This window comes from Nonomuraea sp. B5E05, assembly GCF_039880665.1.
Classification (GTDB): domain Bacteria; phylum Actinomycetota; class Actinomycetes; order Streptosporangiales; family Streptosporangiaceae; genus Nonomuraea.
In genome coordinates, this window is record NZ_JBDPMJ010000005.1 from 334,286 (window position 1) to 354,290 (window position 20,005).

Here is a 20,005-nt window from a genome sequence, read left to right on the forward strand (position 1 = left end):
CCCTGGGAAAGCGCTCGCACGGGCCTGGCCGTACGGCTAGGGTGCCGTGGATGGACAACGTGATCAGGGGCCATGCCGCCCGGGTGCGGGCGGCCGACCCGCTGGTCGCAGGACACGAAGGGCTGCCCGGCGCGGGCGGGGTGCGGCTGGAGACCCGCGACGCCGCGGGGCTGGCCTCCGTCGACCGCATCGACCGGGGCGACCTGCGCGCCTCCTGGTCGCCGCTCGTCGTCCACCGGCTCCAGGCCCGCGTCGGCGGGCCCGAGCCCGAGGCCGCGCTGGGCGGGCTGCTCGACCGGTGGATGGCGGGGTTACGCGATCCCGGCCCCGGGCAGGCGCTGGCCGTGTCGTGGCCGAGCAGGGACACCGCGCCGGTCAGGGCTCTGGCCGTGCGGGGGTTCGCACCCATCTCCGTGGCCGCCGTCCGCCGGCTCGGTGAGCGCTCGGCACGCACGCCCGGCGCCGGCCGGCTCGGTGAGCGCGAGGTGGGCGCGCCCGCCGTCCGCCGGGCCACCGCGGATGACGCGGAGGCCGTCGTGCGGATGTACGAGCGGCTGGTGGCCTACGACGCGCAGTTCGGCTGGGTGGCCGTGCGTGACTCGACGCCGGCACGCATCAAGGAGCTCGTGGCGGCGGAGGTGCTGCCGCTGGAGTGGTGCTGGGTCGCCGAGACGGGCGGCCGGCCGGTGGGCTGCGTCATCGTCCAGCCGCCGGGCCGCTCCCGCTGGATCGGCAAGGACGTACGTGACTCGCCCGTGGCCTACCTCGGGGTCATGTACGTCGAGCCGGCCTGGCGGGGCCGCGGCGTGGGCGCGCCGCTCGTCGACGTGGCCCACCGCCACGCGTCGGAGCGCGGGGTGTCGTCCATGATGCTCCACCACGCGCTGCCCAACCCGCTGTCCACGCCGTTCTGGGCGCGCCGCGGCTATCGCCCGCTGACCACCCAGTGGGTGCTCCACCTGCGATGACTCACGGTCGGCCCAGGGCACGGTAGTGCCAGCCGGCTGAGCGCCACGACTCGGGGTTGAGGCAGTTGCGGCCGTCGACGATGCGCCGGGTGGCGACCACCGCGCCCAGCTGCTCGGGATCGAGCTCCAGGAACTCCTGCCACTCCGTGAGCAGCAGGACCACGTGCGCCCCGCGCACCGCCTCGACGGCGGAATCGCCATAGTTGAGCTCGGGATGAGCCTTACGAGCGTTGTCGAGCGCGATCGGGTCGTAGATGGTGACCTGTCCGCCCTGCTGGCCGATGGTCACGGCGACGTTGAGCGCGGGGGAGTCGCGGATGTCGTCGGAGTTGGGCTTGAACGCGGCGCCCAGCACGCCCACGGTGCACCCGTGGAAGGAGCCGCCCGCCAGCTCCCTTGCCAGGTCGACCATGCGGGCCCGCCGGCGCATGTTGATGTCGTCCACCTCGCGCAGGAACGTCAGCGCCTGGTCCGCGCCCAGCTCGCCGGCCCGCGCCATGAAGGCCCTGATGTCCTTGGGCAGGCAGCCGCCGCCGAAGCCGAGCCCGGCGTTGAGGTAGCGCCCGCCGATCCTGTCGTCGTACGACAGTGCCTCGGACAGCTGCTTGACGTCGGCGTGGGCGGCCTCGCAGACCTCGGCCATGGCGTTGATGAAGGAGATCTTGGTGGCGAGGAAGGCGTTCGCGGCCGTCTTGACCAGCTCGGACGTCGCATAGTCGGTCACCACGAACGGGATCTCGCCCAGCGGCTCGTACACCTCGCGCAGCACCTTCTCCGCCCGCTCGCTGCGCACGCCGAGCACGATGCGGTCGGGGTGGAGCGTGTCCCTGACCGCGAAACCCTCCCGCAGAAACTCGGGGTTCCAGGCCAGCTCGGCCTCGGCGCCCGCGGGGGCGAGCCGGGCGAGCTTGTCGGCCAGCCGCTCGGCGGTGCCGACGGGCACGGTGGACTTGCCCACCACCAGGCATTCCCGGTCAAGGAGCGGGGCCAGGGACTCGATGGCGCTGTCCGCGTAGGAGACGTCCGCGGCGTATTCGCCGCGCTTCTGCGGGGTGCCGACGCAGAGGAAGTGCACGTCGCCGAAGGCGGCGACCTCTTCGAAGGAGGAGGTGAAGCGCAGGCGGCCGGACTCGAGCCCGCGTTGGAGCACCTCTTCGAGCCCGGGTTCGTGGATCGGGAGCTGCCCGTTGTTGAGCCGGTTGATCTTGTCGGCGTCGATGTCGAGGCCCAGGACTTCGTATCCGAGATCGGCCATGCACGCCGCATGGGTGATGCCCAGGTATCCGGTCCCGATCACCGTGAGGCGATATGGCACGAGAGAGCTCCTTTCGATCGCTGAGGCATGTTACCGGCCCGCGCTATCTCCTTCGTGCCACCTCCTCCCTTTTGCAAACCGTACCCGCTGGTAACAAGATGGTCGGACGTCCTAGTATTCGTCGCATGAGCTTCCCCCTTTACGCGCCCGCCGAGGAACACGACATGCTCAGGGAGACCGTCCGCGCCCTGGCCGACGAGAAGATCGCTCCGCACGCCGCAGAGGCCGACGAGACCGAGGAGTTCTCCTGGGACGTCTACAAGGCGCTCGTCGCGGCCGACCTGCACGCCGCCCACGTCCCCGAACAGTACGGCGGCGCGGGGGCGGACGCGCTGGCCACGGTGATCGTCATCGAGGAGGTCGCCCGCGCGTGCGCGTCGTCCTCCCTGATCCCCGCGGTCAACAAGCTGGGCACCGTCCCGCTGCTGCTCTCGGCGTCGGAAGAGCTGAAGTCCCGCTACCTGGCGCCCGTCGCCCGGGGGGAGGCCATGTTCTCGTACGCGCTGTCGGAGCCGGAGGCGGGCTCGGACGCGGCGGCCATGAAGACCCGCGCGGTCGCGGACGGCGACACGTACGTGCTCAACGGCACCAAGATGTGGATCACGAACGCCGGCGTCTCCGAGTACTACACGGTCATGGCGGTCACCGACCCGTCCGCCGGGGCACGCGGCATCTCCGCCTTCGTGGTCGAGAAATCCGACGAAGGCGTCTCCTTCGGACCCAAGGAGAAGAAACTCGGCATCAAGGGCTCACCCACCCGCCAGGTGATCCTGGACGACGTACGCATTCCGGCCAGCCGCATGATCGGCGACCCTGGCACCGGCTTCAAAACCGCCCTCGCCACCCTCGACCACACCCGCGTCACCATCGCCGCCCAGGCCCTCGGCATCGCCCAGGGAGCCCTCGACTACGCGATCGGCTACGTCAAGGAACGCAAGCAGTTCGGCCGGCCCGTGGCCGACTTCCAGGGGCTGCAGTTCATGATCGCCGACATGGCCATGAAACTGGAGGCGGCCCGGCAGCTGACGTACCACGCGGCCGCGAAGTCGGAGCGCGCCATGCACGGCGAACCCCAGAAGGACCTCACCTTCCTGTCCAGCGCCGCGAAGTGCGCCGCCTCGGACGCCGCCATGGAGATCACGACGGACGCGGTACAACTGCTGGGCGGGTACGGCTACACGAAGGACTTCCCGGTGGAGCGGATGATGCGCGACGCCAAGATCACTCAGATCTACGAGGGCACCAACCAGATCCAGCGCGTGGTGATGGCCAGGCAGCTGTTGAAGTAGGCGGTGACCTGCAGGGCTGGTCGAGGACGCGCTCAACCATGCGATGTCGAGCGCGCAGGGGTCGACCGAAGGTGGAGCGGGCCTTCGTGTTCGTCAGGACAATCTCGGGATCTTGCCAACACCTCTACCGAGGCTTCCGCTGCGCGGATCACGTAAGCGTAGACCCTGGGAGTGATTGATGGGCCGGCGTGGCCGAGGCGGGCCGCGACGACATGGAGGGCCAGCCGGCCAGGAGCAGCGTGGTCGCCTGGATATGGCGGAGGTCGTTCGGCCTGGCATGCATTCGGCGGGCGGGATGGGCGGCCCCGGTCCGGAACGGCCCCGTCCAGAGCGGTCTCTGAGGCGAGCTGACGCGCTCAGGGGTGCAGGAGGAGCAGCGGGTCGCAGGTGTCGGTCCCGACGAGCTGGCGGTTGTTCGGGTCGCGCAGCTGGTTCTCGCTGTTCACGATGAAGTAGCCGCCGGACGTCCGAGGAATCACGATCAGCGTCTGGAACCGCATCTGGTCCTGGGCGTCGGCCACGGTCGCGCCCTGGCCCATCGCGTGGACGAGCATGGTCCGGAGCATGTCGAAGAGGTTGTCGTGGCTGAACCCCGGCCAGATCAGCACCCGGTAGACGTGCGGCAGGATGCCGAGTTGCTCGCTGAACCCGCGGACCGACACGCGGGTGTGCGCCCAGTCCGCGACGTTGTGAGCGGCGCTCCCCTGCTGCGACTCCAGGTCGCTCCGGGACACCGGCCGTGCGGTGGCCATGTGGATGTGGAGCTGGTTGAAGTTCCGGGCGCGCTGCGAGTTGATCCCCAGCCCAACCGGTGGCCGCACCACAGTCGGCTGCCTCGTGGCGAAGTAGTTCGCGGCGTCCCAATAGTTGGGGGCGTGGCTGTTGCAGATCCAGGGGCACTCGATCCCGTTGATCCGCTGAGTGGGAACGAGGATGTAGTTCGTGTACCCGGAGGCGTTGTTGTTGCCGGGCATCACGACGTAGTCGTCGCCGTTCTGCAGGCAGCTGTTGGTGCTGTGGCAGCGCTGCATCGAGACCCACAGGGAATCCGTGCTGCTGGTGCTGCCGCACACGGCCGGGTCGGGGCCTCCAACGGTGGGGGGCGGTGGCGTCGGCCCGTCGGCCGCCGCCAGGTCCTGGCCGGCGGCGGCGAGCACGACGCTCGCGCCGGCCGCGCCGGAGAAGCGGACGAACCGGCGCCGGGTCAGCCTGTCCGTCGCGTTTTCCGGCATGCCGTTCTCACCCATGAACAACCCCAAGATCTCCGCGAGCATCCGCCACACGGGAAGTACAGGTCCGGCGCACGGCCGGAGACGCTCTCGGACCGAGAGCCGAACAGCGCCTTCGCGGTGCCGTCCCCCGAGCGGGGAGTCGGCACGCACGAATCAGAATGCTCCCCTTCGCGATCAGCGGTCGAAACCTACCGGTTCGAGACTTGGGCCTTCGCTGGCGAGAACGAGACGCTCTTCGCGATGTCCGCCCATCCACTCGCACCGGCACATGTCATCACGAGGTCGACAATTGGCGTGCCACGTACTCCCTGAGATGGCAGCCGGTCGGTGGTCAGTTCCCGGTGACGAGCACCATGCGGAAACGGGCCGCGCCGCTGGTCGCCCTGGCGAAGGCGGCTGCGGCGTCCTCGAGCGGCACCTCCCCGGCCCACGCCCGTACACCGCTCCGCGCGGCGAAGCGGAGGGTTTGGAGCTGAACAGGTGGCTGGCCCTGGCGGTGGCCGCCTACCACGGCCAGGTGCACGGCACGCTGGGCCAGACCCCGGCCGGACGGTGGGCCGAAGGTGTCGCGGCCAGCGGCCGTCCGGCCACGGTGACCAGCGAGACCGCGTTCTTGGTCGACTTCTTGCCGGTGATCCGGCGGACGCTGAGGCGGACCGGCTTCACGATCGACCACGTGCAGTACTACAGCGACGTGCTCAAGCCCTGGATCGCCCGCCGCGACGGGTTGGAGAAGTTCGTGCTGCGCCGCGACCCGCGCGACCTCTCCCGGGTCTGGGTGCTGGACCCCGACGGGCACGCCTACCTGGCGGTGCCGTACCGGATGCTGTCGCGCCCGCCGATCAGCGTGTGGGAACAGCGCGCCGCGATCGCCCGGCTGCGCCAGGACGGCCGCGCCCAGGTCGATGAGAACGCCCTGTTCGCCATGGTGGAGCAGATGCGGCAGATCACTGAGAACGCGCGGCCAAGACCCGCCGGGCCCGCCGGGAGGTCGAGCGTCGCTCGGCGACCCCCGCGCCGCGAGCAGCTTCGCCGCCGACCTCGCCGCCGGCCGAGGGGTGCGTGGACGACACGCCGGTGCGGCCGTTCGAGGTGATCGAGCAGTGGTGAACAGCGAACCGAAGACCGGGCCGGAGATCGAGCTGGAGCCGGGGCCGGCAGAGGACCTGTCGCACCTGCATGAAAGCGCCCGGCCGGTGGCCCGGCTGCCCGCCGCCGAACGGCTGGCCCGGGTGCGAGCGGATCGGTGGATCGGCTACACCCGCGCCACGCAGGCACTGGACCAGCTGCACACCTTGCTGAACTGGCCGGCCAAGCATGCCGAACCTGCTGGTGATCGGGCCGGCCAACAACGGCAAGTCGATGATTCTGGAGAAGTTCCGGCGCCTGCACGCGCCGACCTCGCACCCGGACCGGGAGGAGATCCCGGTGCTGATGGTGCAGATGCCCTCCGACCCGCACGTGGCCCGCTTCTACACCGCGCTGCTGACCGCGCTCGGCGCGCCAATGCGGCCCCGCCAGCGGTTGGCCGAGCTGGAGCAGCTCGCGGTGCGGCTGCTGCGGCAGGCCGGCGCGCGGATGCTGGTGATCGACGAACTGCACAACGTGCTGGCCGGCCGCGGTGAGGCGCGCCGCGAGTTCCTCAACCTGCTGCGCTTCCTGGGCAACGAACTGAAGATTCCGCTGGTCGGCGTCGGCACCCGGGACGCCTATCTGGCGATCCGCTCCGACGACCAACTGGAGAACCGCTTCGCCCCGTTCGTGCTGCCGCGCTGGCAGCCCGACCGGGAGGCGAGCACCCTGATGGCCAGCTTCGCCGCCGCCTTCCCGCTGCGCCGCCCCTCCCACCTTGCCACCCCGGAGATGACCGACTACCTGCTGACCCGCAGCGAGGGCACCATCGGGGAGTTGGCCGCACTGCTCACCGAGGCCGCCGCCGCGGCGATCGAGTCCGGCGAGGAGGCCATCAACCAGCGCACCCTGCTCCTGGCGAGCTACGCCGGCCCGACCGAGCGGCGCCGCAAGTTCGAATGCGAGCTGGTGTGACACGCGCGGACCTGCCGGGCGGTGTGCGCCGCTGGCCCGTCCACCCCGAGCCTGCCCCCGGCGAGGCGCTCACCTCCTGGCTCGGCCGTCTCGCCGGGCTGTACCGTCTGTCGGTCGAGCAGCTGCTGACGCACAACCTCGGCCCGCCGACGGCACAGTTCGACCGCGGCGCAGACCTGGACTACCAGACGCCCACGATCATCGTGCACGCGCTCGCCGCCCGGACCGGCATCGAGGTGGGCCGGCTGCGCCGGATGACGATCACCGGATGCGTGCCGTGGCTGGCCGACACCTTGAATCCCGCCGACGGCTGGCAGGCCTTCTCTGCCTACGTCCGGCAGGACTCGGTGCTACTGCCGCCGGGCCGGGCCGGATATCACGTCGTCCATCTGTTTGCACCGACCTATGAAACAGCGTTCGCCCTGGACGCATTCGGCCGCGACGCGTGTTTCATAGGTGGTCGCCTGTGAAACAGCAGGCTACATGGGTCCTGAGGCTGCACAAGCCGCGCGCGGATCGCGCGCTCATCAAACAAATGATCTTTATCTACTGGGCGGCGGAGAAAGAGACCTCCTCAGACAAGGCGAGCCTCATAGGCGGCGATGACCAGGTGGACGCGAGTTCGGGCATCGAGCTTGGTCAGCAGGTTGCTGACGTGCGTTTTCACCGTGCTGAGGCTGACGTACAGGCTTTGGGCGATCTCTGCATTGGACATGCCCCGGGCCACCAGGACGAGGACCTCACGCTCGCGTTCGGTGATGTCGAGGCCACCCGCCCGCGATGGCGGGTTCACGAACCGCTGGATCAACCGCCGCGTCGCGGTCGGCGCCAGCAGCGACTCGCCCGACGCGATGACGTTCATGCTCCTGATCAGTTCGGCGGGTGGAGTGTCTTTGAGCAGGAAGCCCGCGGCGCCGGCCTGGAGCGCTCCGTAGACGTACTCGTCCAGGTCGAAGGTGGTCACCATGAGCACGCGCGTCTGCGGATAGTCGGCACAGATGCGACGCGTGGCCTCGATCCCGTTCATCTCCGGCATGCGCACGTCCATGAGCACCAGATCGGGACGATCGCGAGCACCCACTGTCACCGCCTGCGCGCCCGTCGCCGCCTCACCAACTGTCTGGAACCCCGGCGCGGAGTCGATCAACCTGCGGAAGCTCGCCCTGATGAGCGCCTGATCGTCGGCCACCAGCACCCTGATCATAGCGGCAGCCTGGCCATCACACGGAAGCCGCGCACGGGGCGAGCCCCTGCCTCAAACTCGCCGCCGAAGAGGTGCACGCGCTCGCGCAGCCCTGTCAGGCCGTGTCCGTACGGCCGTGCCTGGCCTCGCGTGCCATCGTCGGTGACCTCCACCGTCAGCCCGTCCTCTTGCCCTTCGATCCGCACCAGGGCATGGCGGGCTCCAGCGTGTTTGAGCACGTTGGTCAGTGCCTCTTGCACGATCCGGTAGACCGTCGGCTTCATCTCCCCGCCCACATCGCCGTTGATCTGCAGCTCCACCTCCAGGCCCGCCGCCCTGGTCCTCATGACGAGCGCGTCGAGATCGGCCAGTCCCGGGGCGGGGGCGAGTTCGGCCTCGCCGTCCTCACGCAGCACACCGAGCAACTGCCTGGTTTCACGTAGGGCCGACCTGCTGGTCTCCTCGATCGAGGCCAGCGCGTGGCCCATCTCCTCCGCCCCGCCCACATGGCCTGCCACCCCCGCCTGCACGGCGATCGTGCTGAGACTGTGGCCGATGACGTCGTGCAACTCCCTGGCGATGCGCAGCCGCTCCGCCATCGCCTCCGCACGCGCCCGCTCTTCCGCCTGCGCGGCGAGTTGCTCGGTGTAGAGCCGGCGCTGTCGCACAGCCGTACCGGTGGCCCATGAAGCTGCCAAGATCGCCAGCACCAGCCCGAGCTGGTCACGCACCACCACCGAAAGCGGGAGTTCCACCACGCCCTGCATGGTGACCACGCCCGCCACGAGCAGCGGGAGCACAGCCTTGCTCCGCGTGGCCAGCGTGTACAGCGCAAGAGGCAGGCAGAGCAGGTCGGCGTGCGGGATGAGGAATTCGCGCATCCCAAGACCGCCCAGCAGGACGATCACGAACACCGAGCGCGGCCACAACCGCCTGACCGCTACGGGCAGGCTCGTCACAAGGGCCGCCCCGTAGTCCACCACGTCGGGCTCCGACAGGTTCCTCGATGAGGCGAGCCCGATGAAGGAGGCCGCGAAGACCAGGGCGATTCCGGCGTCGATCGTCACCCAGGCCCAGGCCGGCACCCGGCTCAGCAGGGGAAGTCGGATCTGTTCGCGCACGGTATGAACCTAGCCCGGTCGCCGGGCCGGCCGTATCGGTCCCAAGACCGATGCGCGACGGGCCGGTTGCGGCAGATCGTGAGAGACATGATCGAAGTCACCGGACTGACCAAACGCTTCAAACAGACACTTGCCGTGGACGACCTCTCCTTCACGGTCTCGCCCGGCAGGATCACCGGCTTCCTCGGCCCGAACGGCGCCGGCAAGACCACGACCATGCGGCTGCTCCTCGGCCTCGACCAGCCCACCGCCGGACGGGCCACAGTGAACGGCATGCCCTACCGGGAGCTGAAAAGTCCGCTCACCCAGGTCGGCGCGCTGCTGGACGCGACCGCGGTGCAGGGCGGGCGGCGGGCAGAGCAGCACCTGTGGTGGCTGGCCCGCTCCAACGGCATCTCCCGCACCCGCATCGGCGGGCTGCTGGAGCTCGTGGGGCTCGGCCACGCGGGAGGCAAGCGCGTCGGCGGATTCTCGCTGGGCATGAAGCAGCGGCTGGGGCTCGCCGCGGCTCTGCTGGGCGACCCGGAAGTGCTCGTGCTCGATGAGCCCACCAACGGACTCGATCCCGAAGGCATCCGCTGGATGCGCGGCCTGCTCAAGTCCCTCGCCGCCGAGGGCCGCACCGTGCTCGTGTCGAGCCACTTGATGAGCGAGATGGCGGTCACGGCCGATCATCTGATCGTCGTCGCCCAGGGCAGGTTGCGCGCCGACGCCGCGATCACAGAGCTGGTAGGCCCGGGCATGTCGCTGGAGGACGCGTTCATGAACGTCATCGAAAGGAGCGCCCCGTGAGCGCGGTCGCCGCCGAGTGGATCAAACTTCGGAGTCTGCGTTCGACCTGGTGGGCGTTGGGCATCGGGGTGCTGGTGTCGCTCGCGCTCACCGTGCTGGGCGCCTCCGCCGTCATCTCGCGCTGGGATCCCGCCCGTACGAGCGATCAGGCCGCCATGGGAATCGTCGTGGCCGTGTACGTGGGAGTGGTCCTGGCCCAGCTGCCGCTCGGCATGCTGGGCACGATGAGCATCAGCGGCGAGCACGCGTCCGGCATGATCGACACGACGTTCGTCGCAACACCGTCCAGGGCCCGCGTGCTGATGGCCAAGGCGGCAGTCCTGAGCGGAGCCGCGGTCGGCGGTTCGCTGCTCATCTCCGTGCCCGGCTATCTCTTCGGGCGGTTCGTCGCCGCGGAGTTCCACCCCTCGCTGCTGCCTGCCGGAACCTGGACGGTGATCGCCGGCGGCACGCTGATGATCGTGGTCACCACGCTGCTCGGACTGGCGCTCGGCACGATCCTGCGCAACGGCGCCGTGGCGACCGCGGCGCTGGTGGCGATCGTTCTTGTGCTGCCGTTCCTCGCCATGAACCTGCCCTGGGGCGAGCAGATCAGCCCGTTTCTGCCGGCGTACCCGGCCCTCCAGCTGATCGAGCAGGTCCCAGACATCATGCCAACCTGGACGGCGTTCACTGCGCTCGCCGCGTGGGCGGTGATCCCGCTGTTGATCGCGGTGATCACCAACGAGCGATCCCGCCACGGATCCTGACGCCCAGGTGCTGCCTGAGCTGCCACACTTGCCAGGCCGTATCCGTAGAGACGGTTCATCCACCGGCAGGTTCTCGTCGAGAAAGCAGTGTTTCGGCGCTGGCGCTCGCGCCAGGCTCAGGCGGCCACCCACCGCTAAGCCGCACATCACCACGGATGGTCTGCACGCCCGCACCCGCTGCGGGTGTGCAGACCACTCCGCGCATCCGTGCAGGCGACTTCGAAAACCGACAGCATGGTTTATGTTCGGTTCGTCTCGACTCCAGATTTGAGTGCATCGAGGGAGGTCTTCGATGCCGCCGCCTTCCGGGATCATGCCCCAGAGGAACGGCACCAGGTACTGAGGCGGTTCGCCCAAGAGCGCGGCCAGTTGGTCCTCAGCGACGGTGAGGGTGAAGGGCGAGCCCGGTTGCGCCGGGTTCCATCCTCGGTCGACGGCCCGCCGGATGCATCCGGCGACGAGGACGGGACGGATCGCGATCGTTCGCTTTCCCAGCCAGTTGTCCGGCCGGGCGCAGGGAAGTGACACTACGAGAACGCCGCCCGGCTCCTCGGCTCGCTCGACAGCGAAGCGGAGCGGGGTCCAGCCGTTGCCCTGGCAGTAGGTCGGCTTGCGGCGGACACGCCAGCGGAAGACGGCACCGTCGACGGTGATGAGCCGCGAGCCCTTCTTCGGCATGGGCGAGGAGCGCGAGCGGCTCTGGGCGAAAGAGGTGGCGCTCGTCCCGAAGTTCGCCGAGTTCGAGGCAGCGGCCGGCAGGCAGATCCCCGTCGTCGTGCTGGAGCGTGTGGACGGACACCCATCACCCCAGCCCTCGTCGAGCAACTCCACGGCCTGACGAACCGACCGTGCGCCTGCCGCTTGCGTGTCCGGCGTGGCGCTGACAGCGCCTGAGATCCGCCGCCTGCCGGCCACTCTGCTGCTGACCCGGCAGGCGCCTGTTTGCGATCTTTACATGGCGTTCCGCGGATGCCAGCATCACGCAGCATGGATCTCGATGAGTTCTGGGATTTGATCGAGCGTTCCGGACGCGAGACCGGCACCAGAAGAAAGCGCCTGGAGTGGTTGGAGGGCGAGCTCTCCCGCCGTCCGGTCGAAGAGATCGTCGACTATGAGGTCTGGTGGAAGACCACTCATGATCGCGGCTGCACGGTTGATCTGTACGCGGCGTACTGGTTCGTGTTCGGCATGGGGTCGCTGGACGGGTTCGAGTACTTCGTGAGCTGGCTCGTCAGTCTGGGACGTGCGACGTTCGAGAGCGTCGTCGAATGCCCTGATCGGGTGATCGAGGTGCCTCAGGTGCTCCACCTGCTGGAGCTGGAGAAGGCGTACGCCAACCGCACCAGGCGCCCGCCGAAGGATCCGGAGCAGCAGAGGGAAGAGTCGGAAGGGTTCGAGGTGCTGGCCTATGTGGCCATGAAGGCCTACGAGCGGGTGACCGGGCAGGAGCCGGACGCGCTGCTCGAAGCCGCATACGCACGCGTCGAGTCCTCAGGTTTCCCGTTGGTGCCGGAGCTCGGCTCTTTTCCTCATGGCGAGAACTGGGATTTCGACGATGAGGAGGAGCTGGCTCGCAGGTTGCCGCGGATCGCCGCCCACCTGGACCGGTGACGCATGCTCCTGGGTGAGGGCCGGCGGTGAGGCTCAGTCCGGCCCCTGCCAGATGGTGATGTCGAGGGTCATGTAGTCGGCATCCTCGTCCGAGTCGCTCCAGCCGGTCACCTTGACGAGCGTGATCAGCCCGCTGTCCGTGTCGGTGACGCAGAGCGCCGCGCCCTCGGGCAGCTTCGAGCCGGGAATGCCGGGGATGGTGACGTTCTGGTAGTAGCGGGTGTCGTCGCGGCAGGTGCGGTATTCGCGTGGTTGCCCGGGTTTCAGCAGGACCACCTGTCGTCCACCGCGCACCGACACGTAACCGTCATGTCTCATGCCCATGACCCCGTTCTCCTGGTTCGGGCGAATGGGCCTGTCGGTGAACGTAATCCTGTAGCCCTTCGAAAGGTTGATGCCTTTCTGCCGGTAGATGGGCGGCGGATCGTCGCCGATGGGCGTCTCGGACGGAGGGCTGCTCGGCTGGGCGGTCTCCGCTGGAGGAGTGCTGGGTGATCCTGAGCCGGTCGAGGGAGACGGCTGCTCGTTCTTGAACCAGTCGTAGGGGTTGCCGGTGGGGCCGAGGAGGAGCGCGATGATGATCGCCACCGCTACAGGGGCCAAGACGCTCCAGAGGAGCTTCTGGCTCGGCCGCTCGCGCTCCACCCGTTCAGTATCTTCTCGAATTCCCCTTCTAGCCAGGCATTCCTGGCCGGGCGAGGAGCGGTTCGGTCATGCATGAGGAGAGGCAGGGTCACAGCCCTCGGGAGGGTGCCGCGGTTAGCGTCGGTCCGCGACCGGATCGGCCGTCGCGCGAGGCACTGGTCGAACCCTCCGGGCGGAGGCTTCGACGGCGGGGAAGGATCAGATGCGGACAGAGCAGATCGACCGGCGGAGCGAGGCCGTGCCGGCGGTTCCTGACGGACATCGGTGGCGGTGGGCCTGGCTGGGAGCGGGGACGCTGCTGTGGCTCTTCGCCGTGCACGGCCGTTTCGACATCGCCGTGGCGGCCTGGTTGTCCCCGGTCTTCCTGTTGAGGTTCGTACGGACCGGCCCGGCCCTCGGCGGGCTCGCGGCGGTGTGGGCGGCCTCGGCGCTGGCCGGCGTGTTCTGGCTGGTCGAGACCGCTGTGCCGATGACCGTGATCGTCGTGGTGGGGATCCTCGCGCTGGGCACCCTGACCGTCGTGCCGTACGTCGTGGACCGGCTCGTCACCCCGAGGGCGGGTACGGTCACGTCCCTGCTGCTGTTCCCGGCGGCGCTGGCGGCCTGCGAGTTCCTGATGACGCTGCTCAGCCCGTTCGGCACCGCGTTCGGCGTGCCGGCCGCCACCCAGCACGACGACCTCGCGCTGCTCCAGGTCGTGTCGGTGACCGGCCCGTACGGTGTGGGTTTCCTCATCGGATGGTTCGCGACGACGGCGAACCATCTCTGGGAGAACCGCCTGCGGGCGAACGCGCTCCGTGGCGCGGCCGCGTACGTCGCCGTGCTGCTGATCGCCCTTCTCGCCGGCGGGGCCCGGCTCGTGTTCCTCCCGCCGGAGGGCGGCACCGTGCGGGTCGCCGGCATCAGCCCGGACACCTCGGTCACCCGCGACCTGCGCGCCGCGCTCAGCGCGGACCTCACCCCGCAGCAGGTGGCGGGACGGGACCAGGCGACCGTACGGGCGGCCTTCGGCAAGGTCAACGCCAACCTGCTGGCCAGGACGCGGGAGGCGGGACAGGCGGGCGCGAAGATCGTGATGTGGTCCGAGCAGGCCGCCGGCGTCCTGGCCGCCGACGAGCAGGCGTTCCTCGGCCAGGTGGCCGCCGTGGCGCGGGAGGGCGGGATCTACCTGCAGGCCGCCGTGTCCGTCGTCCTGCCGCAGGCGCCGTACGCGGCCAACCGCACCTACCTGTACGACCCCGCAGGCACGCAGGTCTGGGTCTACAACAAGGCCCATCCCATTCCCGGCCTGGAGTTCTACCCGCCGGGCGACGGCGTGGTGCCGGTCGCGCGGACGCCGTACGGGCGGCTGGCCACGGTGATCTGCTTCGACGCCGACTTCCCCGAACTGATGCGCGTGGACGCCGACATCATGCTCGTGCCCGCACGCGACTGGGCGGAGATCGGGCCGGCGCACAACCAGAAGGCGAGCCTGCGCTCGATCGAGAACGGGTACGCGATGGTCCGGCAGGCCGAGTTCGGAGTGTCGGGGGCGTTCGACCCGCAGGGCAGGGTGCTGGCCGCGCACGACTACGCGGGCGGCGACCGGCACGTGGTCTTCTCCGACGTGCCCGTGCGCGGCACCGCCACCGTCTACCGGGTGATCGGCGACGCCTTCGCCTGGCTGTGCCTGGCCGGGACGGCCGTCGCGATCGGCCTGGCCGTCCGCCGCCGCACCCGATAGCCCCGGGTCAGACGGTGTGCCGGGTGCGGTAGGCGCCCGGCGGGCTGCCGACCCAGCGTGTGAAGGCCCGCCGGAACGCGCTGGGCTCGGAGAACCCGAGCCGCGAGGAGATCTCCTCGATCGACTCCCTGCCGCGCTCCAGGCTCGCGACGGCCAGGTCCCGCAGCACCTCCTCCCGGATCCGCTGGAACGACGTGCCCTCCTGCCGCAGGAGCCGGCGCATGTGCTGAGGGCTGATCGACAGCCTGGCGGCAACGTCGTCGGCGCGTGTCCATTCGGTGGTGTCGCCGCGTTCGAGGACGTTGCGTACGCGGGCGGCGGTCGTCGTGCCGTAGTCGCGGTGCAGGATCAGGTCGGCCGGCCAGCGGCGGAGGTAGCGCAGCAGGTCGGCTTCCTCGCGTACGACGGGGGCCGTGAGGTGCCGGGCGTCGAAGCTGATCGAGACCGCCGGGGCGTCGAAGACCGGCATCCGGCCGAAGACCGGCACGTATGCGTCGCTGTACTCGGGCTCGGGGAAGGGCAGCTCCAGCCGGGACGGCACGATCCGCCGCCCGGCGAGCCAGGCCGGGAAGCGGTGCACGAGGGCCAGCATGATCTCGGCGGCGAGCGGCGTGATGCGGGCGCCGGGCTCGGCGGCGATCTCGATCCGGCAGGTGGCACCGTCGACGACGAGGCGGCTGCGCGAGTAGCCCGTGGTGATCGACGCGAACTCGGTCAGGCGCTCGAGCGCGGCCCGCAGGTCGGGTGCGTGGATCAGCCCCAGCGAGATCATCCGGAAGGTGCCGGGCGGGATCGGCCGTGGCCCGAGCCTGAGCAGTTCGTCGTCGCTGTGTCGCCACAGGTCCCGCATCGCCTCGACCGTCTGGGCGCAGCCGACGTGGGTGGCGCCGGGCCGCGTCAGCGCTGGCAGCGCGCGCCTGATGTCGGGATCGGGCGTCTCCGCGGAGGCGACGGCCGCGCGTACGAACTGGATCGCCACGCCGCTCCCCGACATGTGCACCACCCTCTCGCTGCACGCATGACGCTAACAGACGACCTGCCGGACATCAGAGGACTCATCAGCTCTTCTGCCTCATAGTCACCAACCGTAACTGTTTGCACTCTTTTGACAACTCAACTACGGTCCTTGACCACTGTCAGTCGTTTGTGTGCACACATGGAGCGATCAAGTGATGAACCGCAGGACAGGGACCGCCGTCGGCCTCACCGTGACCGTGGGCGCTCTGTGCTTCACCTCTCTGACTCCGGCTAACGCCTCTCCCGCGACCCCCACGCCCAGCCCGGCCGCCACCTCCACCCCGACTCCGACCGCCAGCACCAAGGGCCTGCTCAGCCCGCTGAAGTACAAGGTCAGCCTGAAAGGCCAGTACCAGCAGACCAACTACTTCTGCGTGCCCGCCTCGTCGTCGATGAGCCTGTCGACCTTCGGCGTCAAGGTCAGCCAGAAGACCCTGGCCAAGAAGATGAAGACCACCGCCTCCGGCGGCACCAAGGGCAAGTACGCCATTCCGGTGATCAACACCTACCTCAAGTCGAAGGGGTACAAGGTCACGAGCACGACCGACGCCGACGGCAACGCGCTGGTGCTCATGGACCGGGTCTCCACCCAGGTGGGCGAGCTGCACAAGGCGCCGGTGCTCGCGGTGTGGATGGAGCAGCTGCCCTGGAACAAGGGCAAGGTCAAGGGCTCGACGGTCGGCCACGCGATCATCGCGTACGGCTACGACAAGCTGGCGAACACCATCACCGTCTATGACCCCTGGAAGCCGACCGGCGGCTCCCATACCATCAAGGCCTCCACCCTGGCCAAGGTCCTGCAGCCGGGCGGCAACATGTACGCCATCTCGAAACTCTGATCTACTGTTCGGGTGCTGCATCACGTCGAGATCTGGGTGCCCGACCTGCGACGCGCCACCGAGAGCTGGCAGTGGCTGCTGCTGGCCCTCGGCTACACCCCCTACCAGGAGTGGAGCGACGGCCGTAGCTGGCGGTCGGGGCGTACGTACGTGGTGCTGGAGCAGTCGCCGGCGCTCACCGCCGACCGGCACGACCGTCGCCGTCCCGGCCTGAACCACTTGGCCTTCCACGTGGACGGCCGGACCCGGCTCGACGAGCTGGTGGGGCAGGCGCCGGCGTACGGCTGGACGCTGCTGTTCCCCGACCGCCACCCCCATGCCGGCGGGGACGAGCACTACGCCGCCTACCTGGAGGACCGGGACGGGTTCGAAGTCGAACTGGTCGCCACCGATGTTCCTACTTAGTCATCCTTGTCCATGTTTGTCCGCCCTTCACGTCTGGTTCAGGTAAATATCAGACAACGGCACCCAGCCGGTATACCGTCTGATTTCGGTCTGATCCTTAACCGGAAACGGGTACTGCATCATGCGCAAGGTCCTGACGCTCACTCTCGCCGCCGCCACCACCCTCGGCCTGCTCTCCTCCGCGGTCTCCGCCACCCCCGCCGACCGCCCCCGGGACCTCCCGAAGGAGATCTACGGCGGCGCCTGGACCGCCGGCCACGTCCAGGGCATCGCCATCGACCAACGCAAGGGGTACATGTACTTCTCCTTCACCAACCTGCTCGTCAAGACCGACCTCAAGGGCAACCCGGTCGGCTCGGTGACGGGCTTCACGGGGCATCTCGGCGACCTTGACTTCAACGCCAAGGACGGGCGGGTGTACGGCTCCCTGGAGTACAAGGAGCAGGAGTCGTTCTACATCGCCATCTTCGACGCCGACCGCATCACCAGCATGAACATGGACGCGCAGACCACTGACGTGGTCAAGACCGTCTACCTCAAGGAGGTCGTCGACGACTACGTCGCCGACATGAACGGCGACGGCAAGTTCGACGGCAACATCGCCGAGACCCCCGACCACAGGTACGGGTGCAGCGGCATCGACGGGGTGTCGTTCGGGCCGGAGTTCGGCAAGAAGCACGGCAAGGAGCGGCTGACCGTCGCGTACGGCATCTACTCCCACGTCGGCAGGGAGGACAACGACCACCAGGTCCTCCTCCAGTACGACATCAGCCGGTGGAAGAAGTACGAGAAGCCGCTCACCGAGACCGACCCGCACACCAGCGGCCCCGAGCAGGTGGACGGGAAATACTTCGTCTACACCGGCAACACCACCTACGGCGTGCAGAACCTGGAGTACGACGACCACACGGGCAACTGGATGATGGCCGTGTACAAGGGAAAGAAGCCGCAGTTTCCCAACTACTCCTTCTTCATGGTGAAGGGCGACGAGCAGCCCAGGAAGGGCGAGATCGTCGGCCAGCCGGAGCCCGAGCAGGGCAGCCTGCTCACCCTGGCGCCGGGCGGGCTGGAGCACCAGGAGTCGGGCGTGCGCGGGTGGGAGTTCACCGGCGAGTACGGCCTGATTTCGCTCGGCCGGGGCCGCTACTACGCCTCCAGGGCCGGCACGATCACGGAGGACGGCGAGACCAAGCACACCGGGCACGCCGAGCTCTACCGCTGGACGGGCCAGGTGCCGACGCCCTTCGCGAAGCTCGGCTAAGCCCTCGCGGCCCTCTTGACCGAGGGCGAACCGGCGCTTAACCCGGTGTCCACGCTTGTCGCGGCTCACAACACTCGCCAGCGGTCAGCATGTATCCCCTGTTATGGTCTTACCTCGCCTAAAAACTCGGTAAAAAATCCTGTCTGGGGAGGGTCATGCAGACCAAAAGGAAGATCGCAGTCGTCGCATCCGTGGTTGCCGGGCTCGCCGCTCCGGCCGTGGCTGTGGCCCCCGCGGCCGGAGCCCAGGCGGCGCCGGCGTGGTACGCCTACCACAACGCGACCCCCGCCAAGAGCGTGGCGCATGTGAAAACCCTCGAGAGTCGCGGATACCGGCCTATCACGGTGAACGTCTCCGACGGCGAGCGCTACGCCGCCGTGTGGGTCAAGGGCGGCTCGGCGCCGGAGTGGGGTATCTGGCAGGGCATGTCCGCAGCCGACTTCCAGGCCAAGTTCAACGCGGCAATGAGGCAGGGAGCGCAGCCGATCTCCGTCTCCGCCACGGGCTCGGGCTCCTCCGCCGTGTTCACGGCCATCTGGGAGAAGAAGAGCACCAAGTTCCTCACCAAGCACGGCCTCACGCCCGCACAGTTCGGCGCCTACAACAGGGAGGCCGCGGCGCAGGGGCTGGCGCTCTCCTCCGTCGACGCCTACGGCACCCCCGGCGACATCCGCTACGTGGGCGTGTGGACCGCCAACCCCGGCGGCACCTGGAAGTACACCTACGGCATGTCGCGCGAGCGCCACAAGGAGGAGTTCTACGCGAAGAAGAGCCAGGGCTACCGGCCGGTCAAGGTGGCGGTGGCGCCCGACGGCACGTACACGGCCGTGTGGCGCAAGGACGGACGCAAGTCCTGGGCCCACTACGTCGACATGTCCGCGGCCGGCTACCAGCAGCGGTTCAACGCCCTCAAGAAGCGAGGGCTGCACCCCGTCCAGGTGAACGCCGAGAACGGCAAGTACACCGCCATCTGGGAGTAGGGCACGCGCTCACCTGGCGAGGACGCGGACGTCCCCCGACCCGCTGCGGGCGACGATGGTGCGGGAACTCCCGGCCTCGCGCTTGACCGTGGTGCGTTCGCGGCCCTCCTTGCTCGTGGCCGTGACCGCGTACGAGGCGGAGGGCACCTTCGCGGTCACCATGCCCTCGCGGGAGAGCAGGTCGAGGTCGGCGGGCGGGCGGTCGAACACCACGTCGATCCGCCCGTCGACCGTCCGGCACCGGACCGCGTCCGACGTCAGGCCCTCGGCCGTGATCGAGCCCTCGCTGTGCAGCCGCAACCGTCCGGAGGCGCCCGTCACCTGGATGCGGTCGCGGCTCACCACGTCCACGTCCTGGGCAAGCCCTTTGAGGATGACGCCGTCGGCCGCTTCGACCGACAGTCGTACGCCGGGCGGGACGCGGACGTGGTAGCGGGCGCCGCAGTCACCCATGATCATGGTGCAGTCGGCGCTGAGGCGGAGCGTGCCGTCGCGCAGCGACCAGGTGGCGTTGCCCTCGTCAGCGGCTTTGCCGCGCACCCACCGCTCCACCTCGACCCGCCCTCCGGCTCCCTGGAGCACGCGCACGCCGCCCAGGGACGACCGGATCCGCAACTCGGGGCCCGTCAAGACGAACGACTCCGCGGCGCGCACCTCCGTGGCGTCGAGCTCCACGCCGCAGCCGGTCGCGGCCAGGGCCACGGCCACCGCTACTGTGATCTTCCTCATGGGGACGATGGTGGCCGAACGCCGCCCGCAGGCCATCGGCCGGAGGACCGACCGCCTCCGGCGGCCCATCGGCCATTCGGCCATTCGGCCGAAGGCGCCT

The 20,005-nt window shown here is 69.1% G+C and carries 18 protein-coding genes and 3 pseudogenes; 14 read left to right on the forward strand and 7 right to left on the reverse strand.

Features of this window, described 5'->3' with window-relative positions; all coding sequences use genetic code 11:
* Positions 1–50 precede the first annotated feature (50 nt).
* The gene (locus ABGB01_RS12535; RefSeq protein WP_347773439.1) at positions 51–968 is read left to right on the forward strand and encodes a GNAT family N-acetyltransferase; all 918 of its coding nucleotides are present in this window, start codon (positions 51–53) and stop codon (positions 966–968) included.
* A 1-nt stretch (position 969) separates the two neighbouring features.
* Here ABGB01_RS12535 and ABGB01_RS12540 read toward each other — a convergent pair whose 3' ends face one another.
* The gene (locus ABGB01_RS12540; protein ID WP_347773441.1) at positions 970–2,283 is read right to left on the reverse strand and encodes a UDP-glucose/GDP-mannose dehydrogenase family protein; all 1,314 of its coding nucleotides are present in this window, start codon (positions 2,281–2,283) and stop codon (positions 970–972) included.
* A 125-nt stretch (positions 2,284–2,408) separates the two neighbouring features.
* Between ABGB01_RS12540 and ABGB01_RS12545 the strand changes: the two genes are divergently transcribed.
* Entirely contained in the window at positions 2,409–3,572 is a 1,164-nt protein-coding gene (locus ABGB01_RS12545) for an acyl-CoA dehydrogenase family protein (protein ID WP_347773443.1), read from the forward strand.
* Between the two features lie 356 nt (positions 3,573–3,928).
* Here the strand turns inward: ABGB01_RS12545 and ABGB01_RS12550 are convergent, their stop codons facing one another.
* Positions 3,929–4,846 carry a CDP-diacylglycerol diphosphatase gene (locus ABGB01_RS12550; protein ID WP_347773444.1) on the reverse strand — a complete coding sequence of 306 codons (918 nt, stop codon included), beginning with the start codon at positions 4,844–4,846 and terminating at the stop codon, positions 3,929–3,931.
* A 376-nt stretch (positions 4,847–5,222) separates the two neighbouring features.
* Here ABGB01_RS12550 and ABGB01_RS12555 point away from each other — a divergent pair.
* The 3 genes and pseudogenes from ABGB01_RS12555 to ABGB01_RS12565 all read left to right on the forward strand — a co-directional run.
* Positions 5,223–5,806, forward strand: a pseudogene (locus tag ABGB01_RS12555) (Mu transposase C-terminal domain-containing protein); the annotation flags it as partial.
* A gap of 140 nt (positions 5,807–5,946) precedes the next feature.
* Positions 5,947–6,850 (forward strand): annotated as a pseudogene (locus ABGB01_RS12560) (TniB family NTP-binding protein).
* Entirely contained in the window at positions 6,847–7,320 is a 474-nt protein-coding gene (locus ABGB01_RS12565) for a TniQ family protein (protein ID WP_347616522.1), read from the forward strand. Before ABGB01_RS12560 ends, ABGB01_RS12565 begins: the two are co-directional and overlap by 4 nt.
* Before the next feature lie 104 nt (positions 7,321–7,424).
* Here the strand turns inward: ABGB01_RS12565 and ABGB01_RS12570 are convergent, their stop codons facing one another.
* Both ABGB01_RS12570 and ABGB01_RS12575 read right to left on the reverse strand, forming a co-directional pair.
* Positions 7,425–8,054 carry a response regulator transcription factor gene (locus tag ABGB01_RS12570; RefSeq protein ID WP_347773445.1) on the reverse strand — a complete coding sequence of 210 codons (630 nt, stop codon included), beginning with the start codon at positions 8,052–8,054 and terminating at the stop codon, positions 7,425–7,427.
* Positions 8,051–9,154 carry a histidine kinase gene (locus ABGB01_RS12575; RefSeq protein ID WP_347773446.1) on the reverse strand — a complete coding sequence of 368 codons (1,104 nt, stop codon included), beginning with the start codon at positions 9,152–9,154 and terminating at the stop codon, positions 8,051–8,053. Before ABGB01_RS12575 ends, ABGB01_RS12570 begins: the two co-directional genes overlap by 4 nt.
* Positions 9,155–9,241: 87 nt before the next feature.
* Between ABGB01_RS12575 and ABGB01_RS12580 the strand changes: the two are divergent.
* The 4 genes and pseudogenes from ABGB01_RS12580 to ABGB01_RS12595 all read left to right on the forward strand — a co-directional run.
* A pseudogene (locus tag ABGB01_RS12580) lies at positions 9,242–9,889 on the forward strand (ATP-binding cassette domain-containing protein); the annotation flags it as partial.
* A 53-nt stretch (positions 9,890–9,942) separates the two neighbouring features.
* Complete coding sequence (locus ABGB01_RS12585) at positions 9,943–10,695, forward strand: ABC transporter permease (protein ID WP_347773447.1); 753 nt, start codon at positions 9,943–9,945, stop codon at positions 10,693–10,695.
* A 652-nt stretch (positions 10,696–11,347) separates the two neighbouring features.
* Complete coding sequence (locus ABGB01_RS12590) at positions 11,348–11,533, forward strand: nitroreductase/quinone reductase family protein (protein WP_347773448.1); 186 nt, start codon at positions 11,348–11,350, stop codon at positions 11,531–11,533.
* A 149-nt stretch (positions 11,534–11,682) separates the two neighbouring features.
* Positions 11,683–12,306, forward strand: coding sequence for a DUF4240 domain-containing protein (locus tag ABGB01_RS12595; RefSeq protein ID WP_347773449.1), 624 nt, complete (start codon positions 11,683–11,685; stop codon positions 12,304–12,306).
* Positions 12,307–12,339: 33 nt separating this feature from the next.
* Here the strand turns inward: ABGB01_RS12595 and ABGB01_RS12600 are convergent, their stop codons facing one another.
* Positions 12,340–12,909, reverse strand: a complete 570-nt coding sequence (locus ABGB01_RS12600) for a hypothetical protein (RefSeq protein WP_347773450.1) — start codon at positions 12,907–12,909, stop codon at positions 12,340–12,342.
* Between the two features lie 244 nt (positions 12,910–13,153).
* Here ABGB01_RS12600 and ABGB01_RS12605 point away from each other — a divergent pair, with 244 nt between their 5' ends.
* Complete coding sequence (locus ABGB01_RS12605) at positions 13,154–14,674, forward strand: nitrilase-related carbon-nitrogen hydrolase (protein WP_347773451.1); 1,521 nt, start codon at positions 13,154–13,156, stop codon at positions 14,672–14,674.
* A 7-nt stretch (positions 14,675–14,681) separates the two neighbouring features.
* Here ABGB01_RS12605 and ABGB01_RS12610 read toward each other — a convergent pair whose 3' ends face one another.
* The gene (locus ABGB01_RS12610) at positions 14,682–15,668 is read right to left on the reverse strand and encodes an AraC family transcriptional regulator ligand-binding domain-containing protein (RefSeq protein ID WP_347773452.1); all 987 of its coding nucleotides are present in this window, start codon (positions 15,666–15,668) and stop codon (positions 14,682–14,684) included.
* Positions 15,669–15,846: 178 nt separating this feature from the next.
* Between ABGB01_RS12610 and ABGB01_RS12615 the strand changes: the two genes are divergently transcribed.
* The 4 genes from ABGB01_RS12615 (at position 15,847) to ABGB01_RS12630 (ending at position 19,176) form a co-directional block, all read left to right on the forward strand.
* The gene (locus ABGB01_RS12615; RefSeq protein ID WP_347773453.1) at positions 15,847–16,530 is read left to right on the forward strand and encodes a C39 family peptidase; all 684 of its coding nucleotides are present in this window, start codon (positions 15,847–15,849) and stop codon (positions 16,528–16,530) included.
* A gap of 12 nt (positions 16,531–16,542) precedes the next feature.
* Positions 16,543–16,935, forward strand: a complete 393-nt coding sequence (locus ABGB01_RS12620) for a VOC family protein (RefSeq protein ID WP_347773454.1) — start codon at positions 16,543–16,545, stop codon at positions 16,933–16,935.
* A gap of 121 nt (positions 16,936–17,056) precedes the next feature.
* Complete coding sequence (locus ABGB01_RS12625; protein ID WP_347773455.1) at positions 17,057–18,196, forward strand: hypothetical protein; 1,140 nt, start codon at positions 17,057–17,059, stop codon at positions 18,194–18,196.
* A 155-nt stretch (positions 18,197–18,351) separates the two neighbouring features.
* Entirely contained in the window at positions 18,352–19,176 is an 825-nt protein-coding gene (locus tag ABGB01_RS12630; protein WP_347773456.1) for a hypothetical protein, read from the forward strand.
* Between the two features lie 9 nt (positions 19,177–19,185).
* Here the strand turns inward: ABGB01_RS12630 and ABGB01_RS12635 are convergent, their stop codons facing one another.
* Positions 19,186–19,905 carry a hypothetical protein gene (locus tag ABGB01_RS12635; RefSeq protein ID WP_347773457.1) on the reverse strand — a complete coding sequence of 240 codons (720 nt, stop codon included), beginning with the start codon at positions 19,903–19,905 and terminating at the stop codon, positions 19,186–19,188.
* Positions 19,906–20,005 lie beyond the last annotated feature (100 nt).

Excerpts from the sequence above, each read along its gene's own strand:
- ABGB01_RS12625 (WP_347773455.1), top strand. The coding sequence starts at position 17,057 with ATGCGCAAGGTCCTGACGCTCACTCTCGCCGCCGCCACCACCCTCGGC.
- ABGB01_RS12535 (WP_347773439.1), top strand. The coding sequence starts at position 51 with ATGGACAACGTGATCAGGGGCCATGCCGCCCGGGTGCGGGCGGCCGAC.
- ABGB01_RS12595 (WP_347773449.1), top strand. The coding sequence starts at position 11,683 with ATGGATCTCGATGAGTTCTGGGATTTGATCGAGCGTTCCGGACGCGAG.
- ABGB01_RS12615 (WP_347773453.1), top strand. The coding sequence starts at position 15,847 with ATGAACCGCAGGACAGGGACCGCCGTCGGCCTCACCGTGACCGTGGGC.
- ABGB01_RS12550 (WP_347773444.1), bottom strand. The coding sequence starts at position 4,846 with ATGCTCGCGGAGATCTTGGGGTTGTTCATGGGTGAGAACGGCATGCCG.
- ABGB01_RS12570 (WP_347773445.1), bottom strand. The coding sequence starts at position 8,054 with ATGATCAGGGTGCTGGTGGCCGACGATCAGGCGCTCATCAGGGCGAGC.
- ABGB01_RS12610 (WP_347773452.1), bottom strand. The coding sequence starts at position 15,668 with ATGTCGGGGAGCGGCGTGGCGATCCAGTTCGTACGCGCGGCCGTCGCC.
- ABGB01_RS12635 (WP_347773457.1), bottom strand. The coding sequence starts at position 19,905 with ATGAGGAAGATCACAGTAGCGGTGGCCGTGGCCCTGGCCGCGACCGGC.
- ABGB01_RS12545 (WP_347773443.1), top strand. The coding sequence starts at position 2,409 with ATGAGCTTCCCCCTTTACGCGCCCGCCGAGGAACACGACATGCTCAGG.
- ABGB01_RS12630 (WP_347773456.1), top strand. The coding sequence starts at position 18,352 with ATGCAGACCAAAAGGAAGATCGCAGTCGTCGCATCCGTGGTTGCCGGG.
- ABGB01_RS12590 (WP_347773448.1), top strand. The coding sequence starts at position 11,348 with ATGAGCCGCGAGCCCTTCTTCGGCATGGGCGAGGAGCGCGAGCGGCTC.
- ABGB01_RS12605 (WP_347773451.1), top strand. The coding sequence starts at position 13,154 with ATGCGGACAGAGCAGATCGACCGGCGGAGCGAGGCCGTGCCGGCGGTT.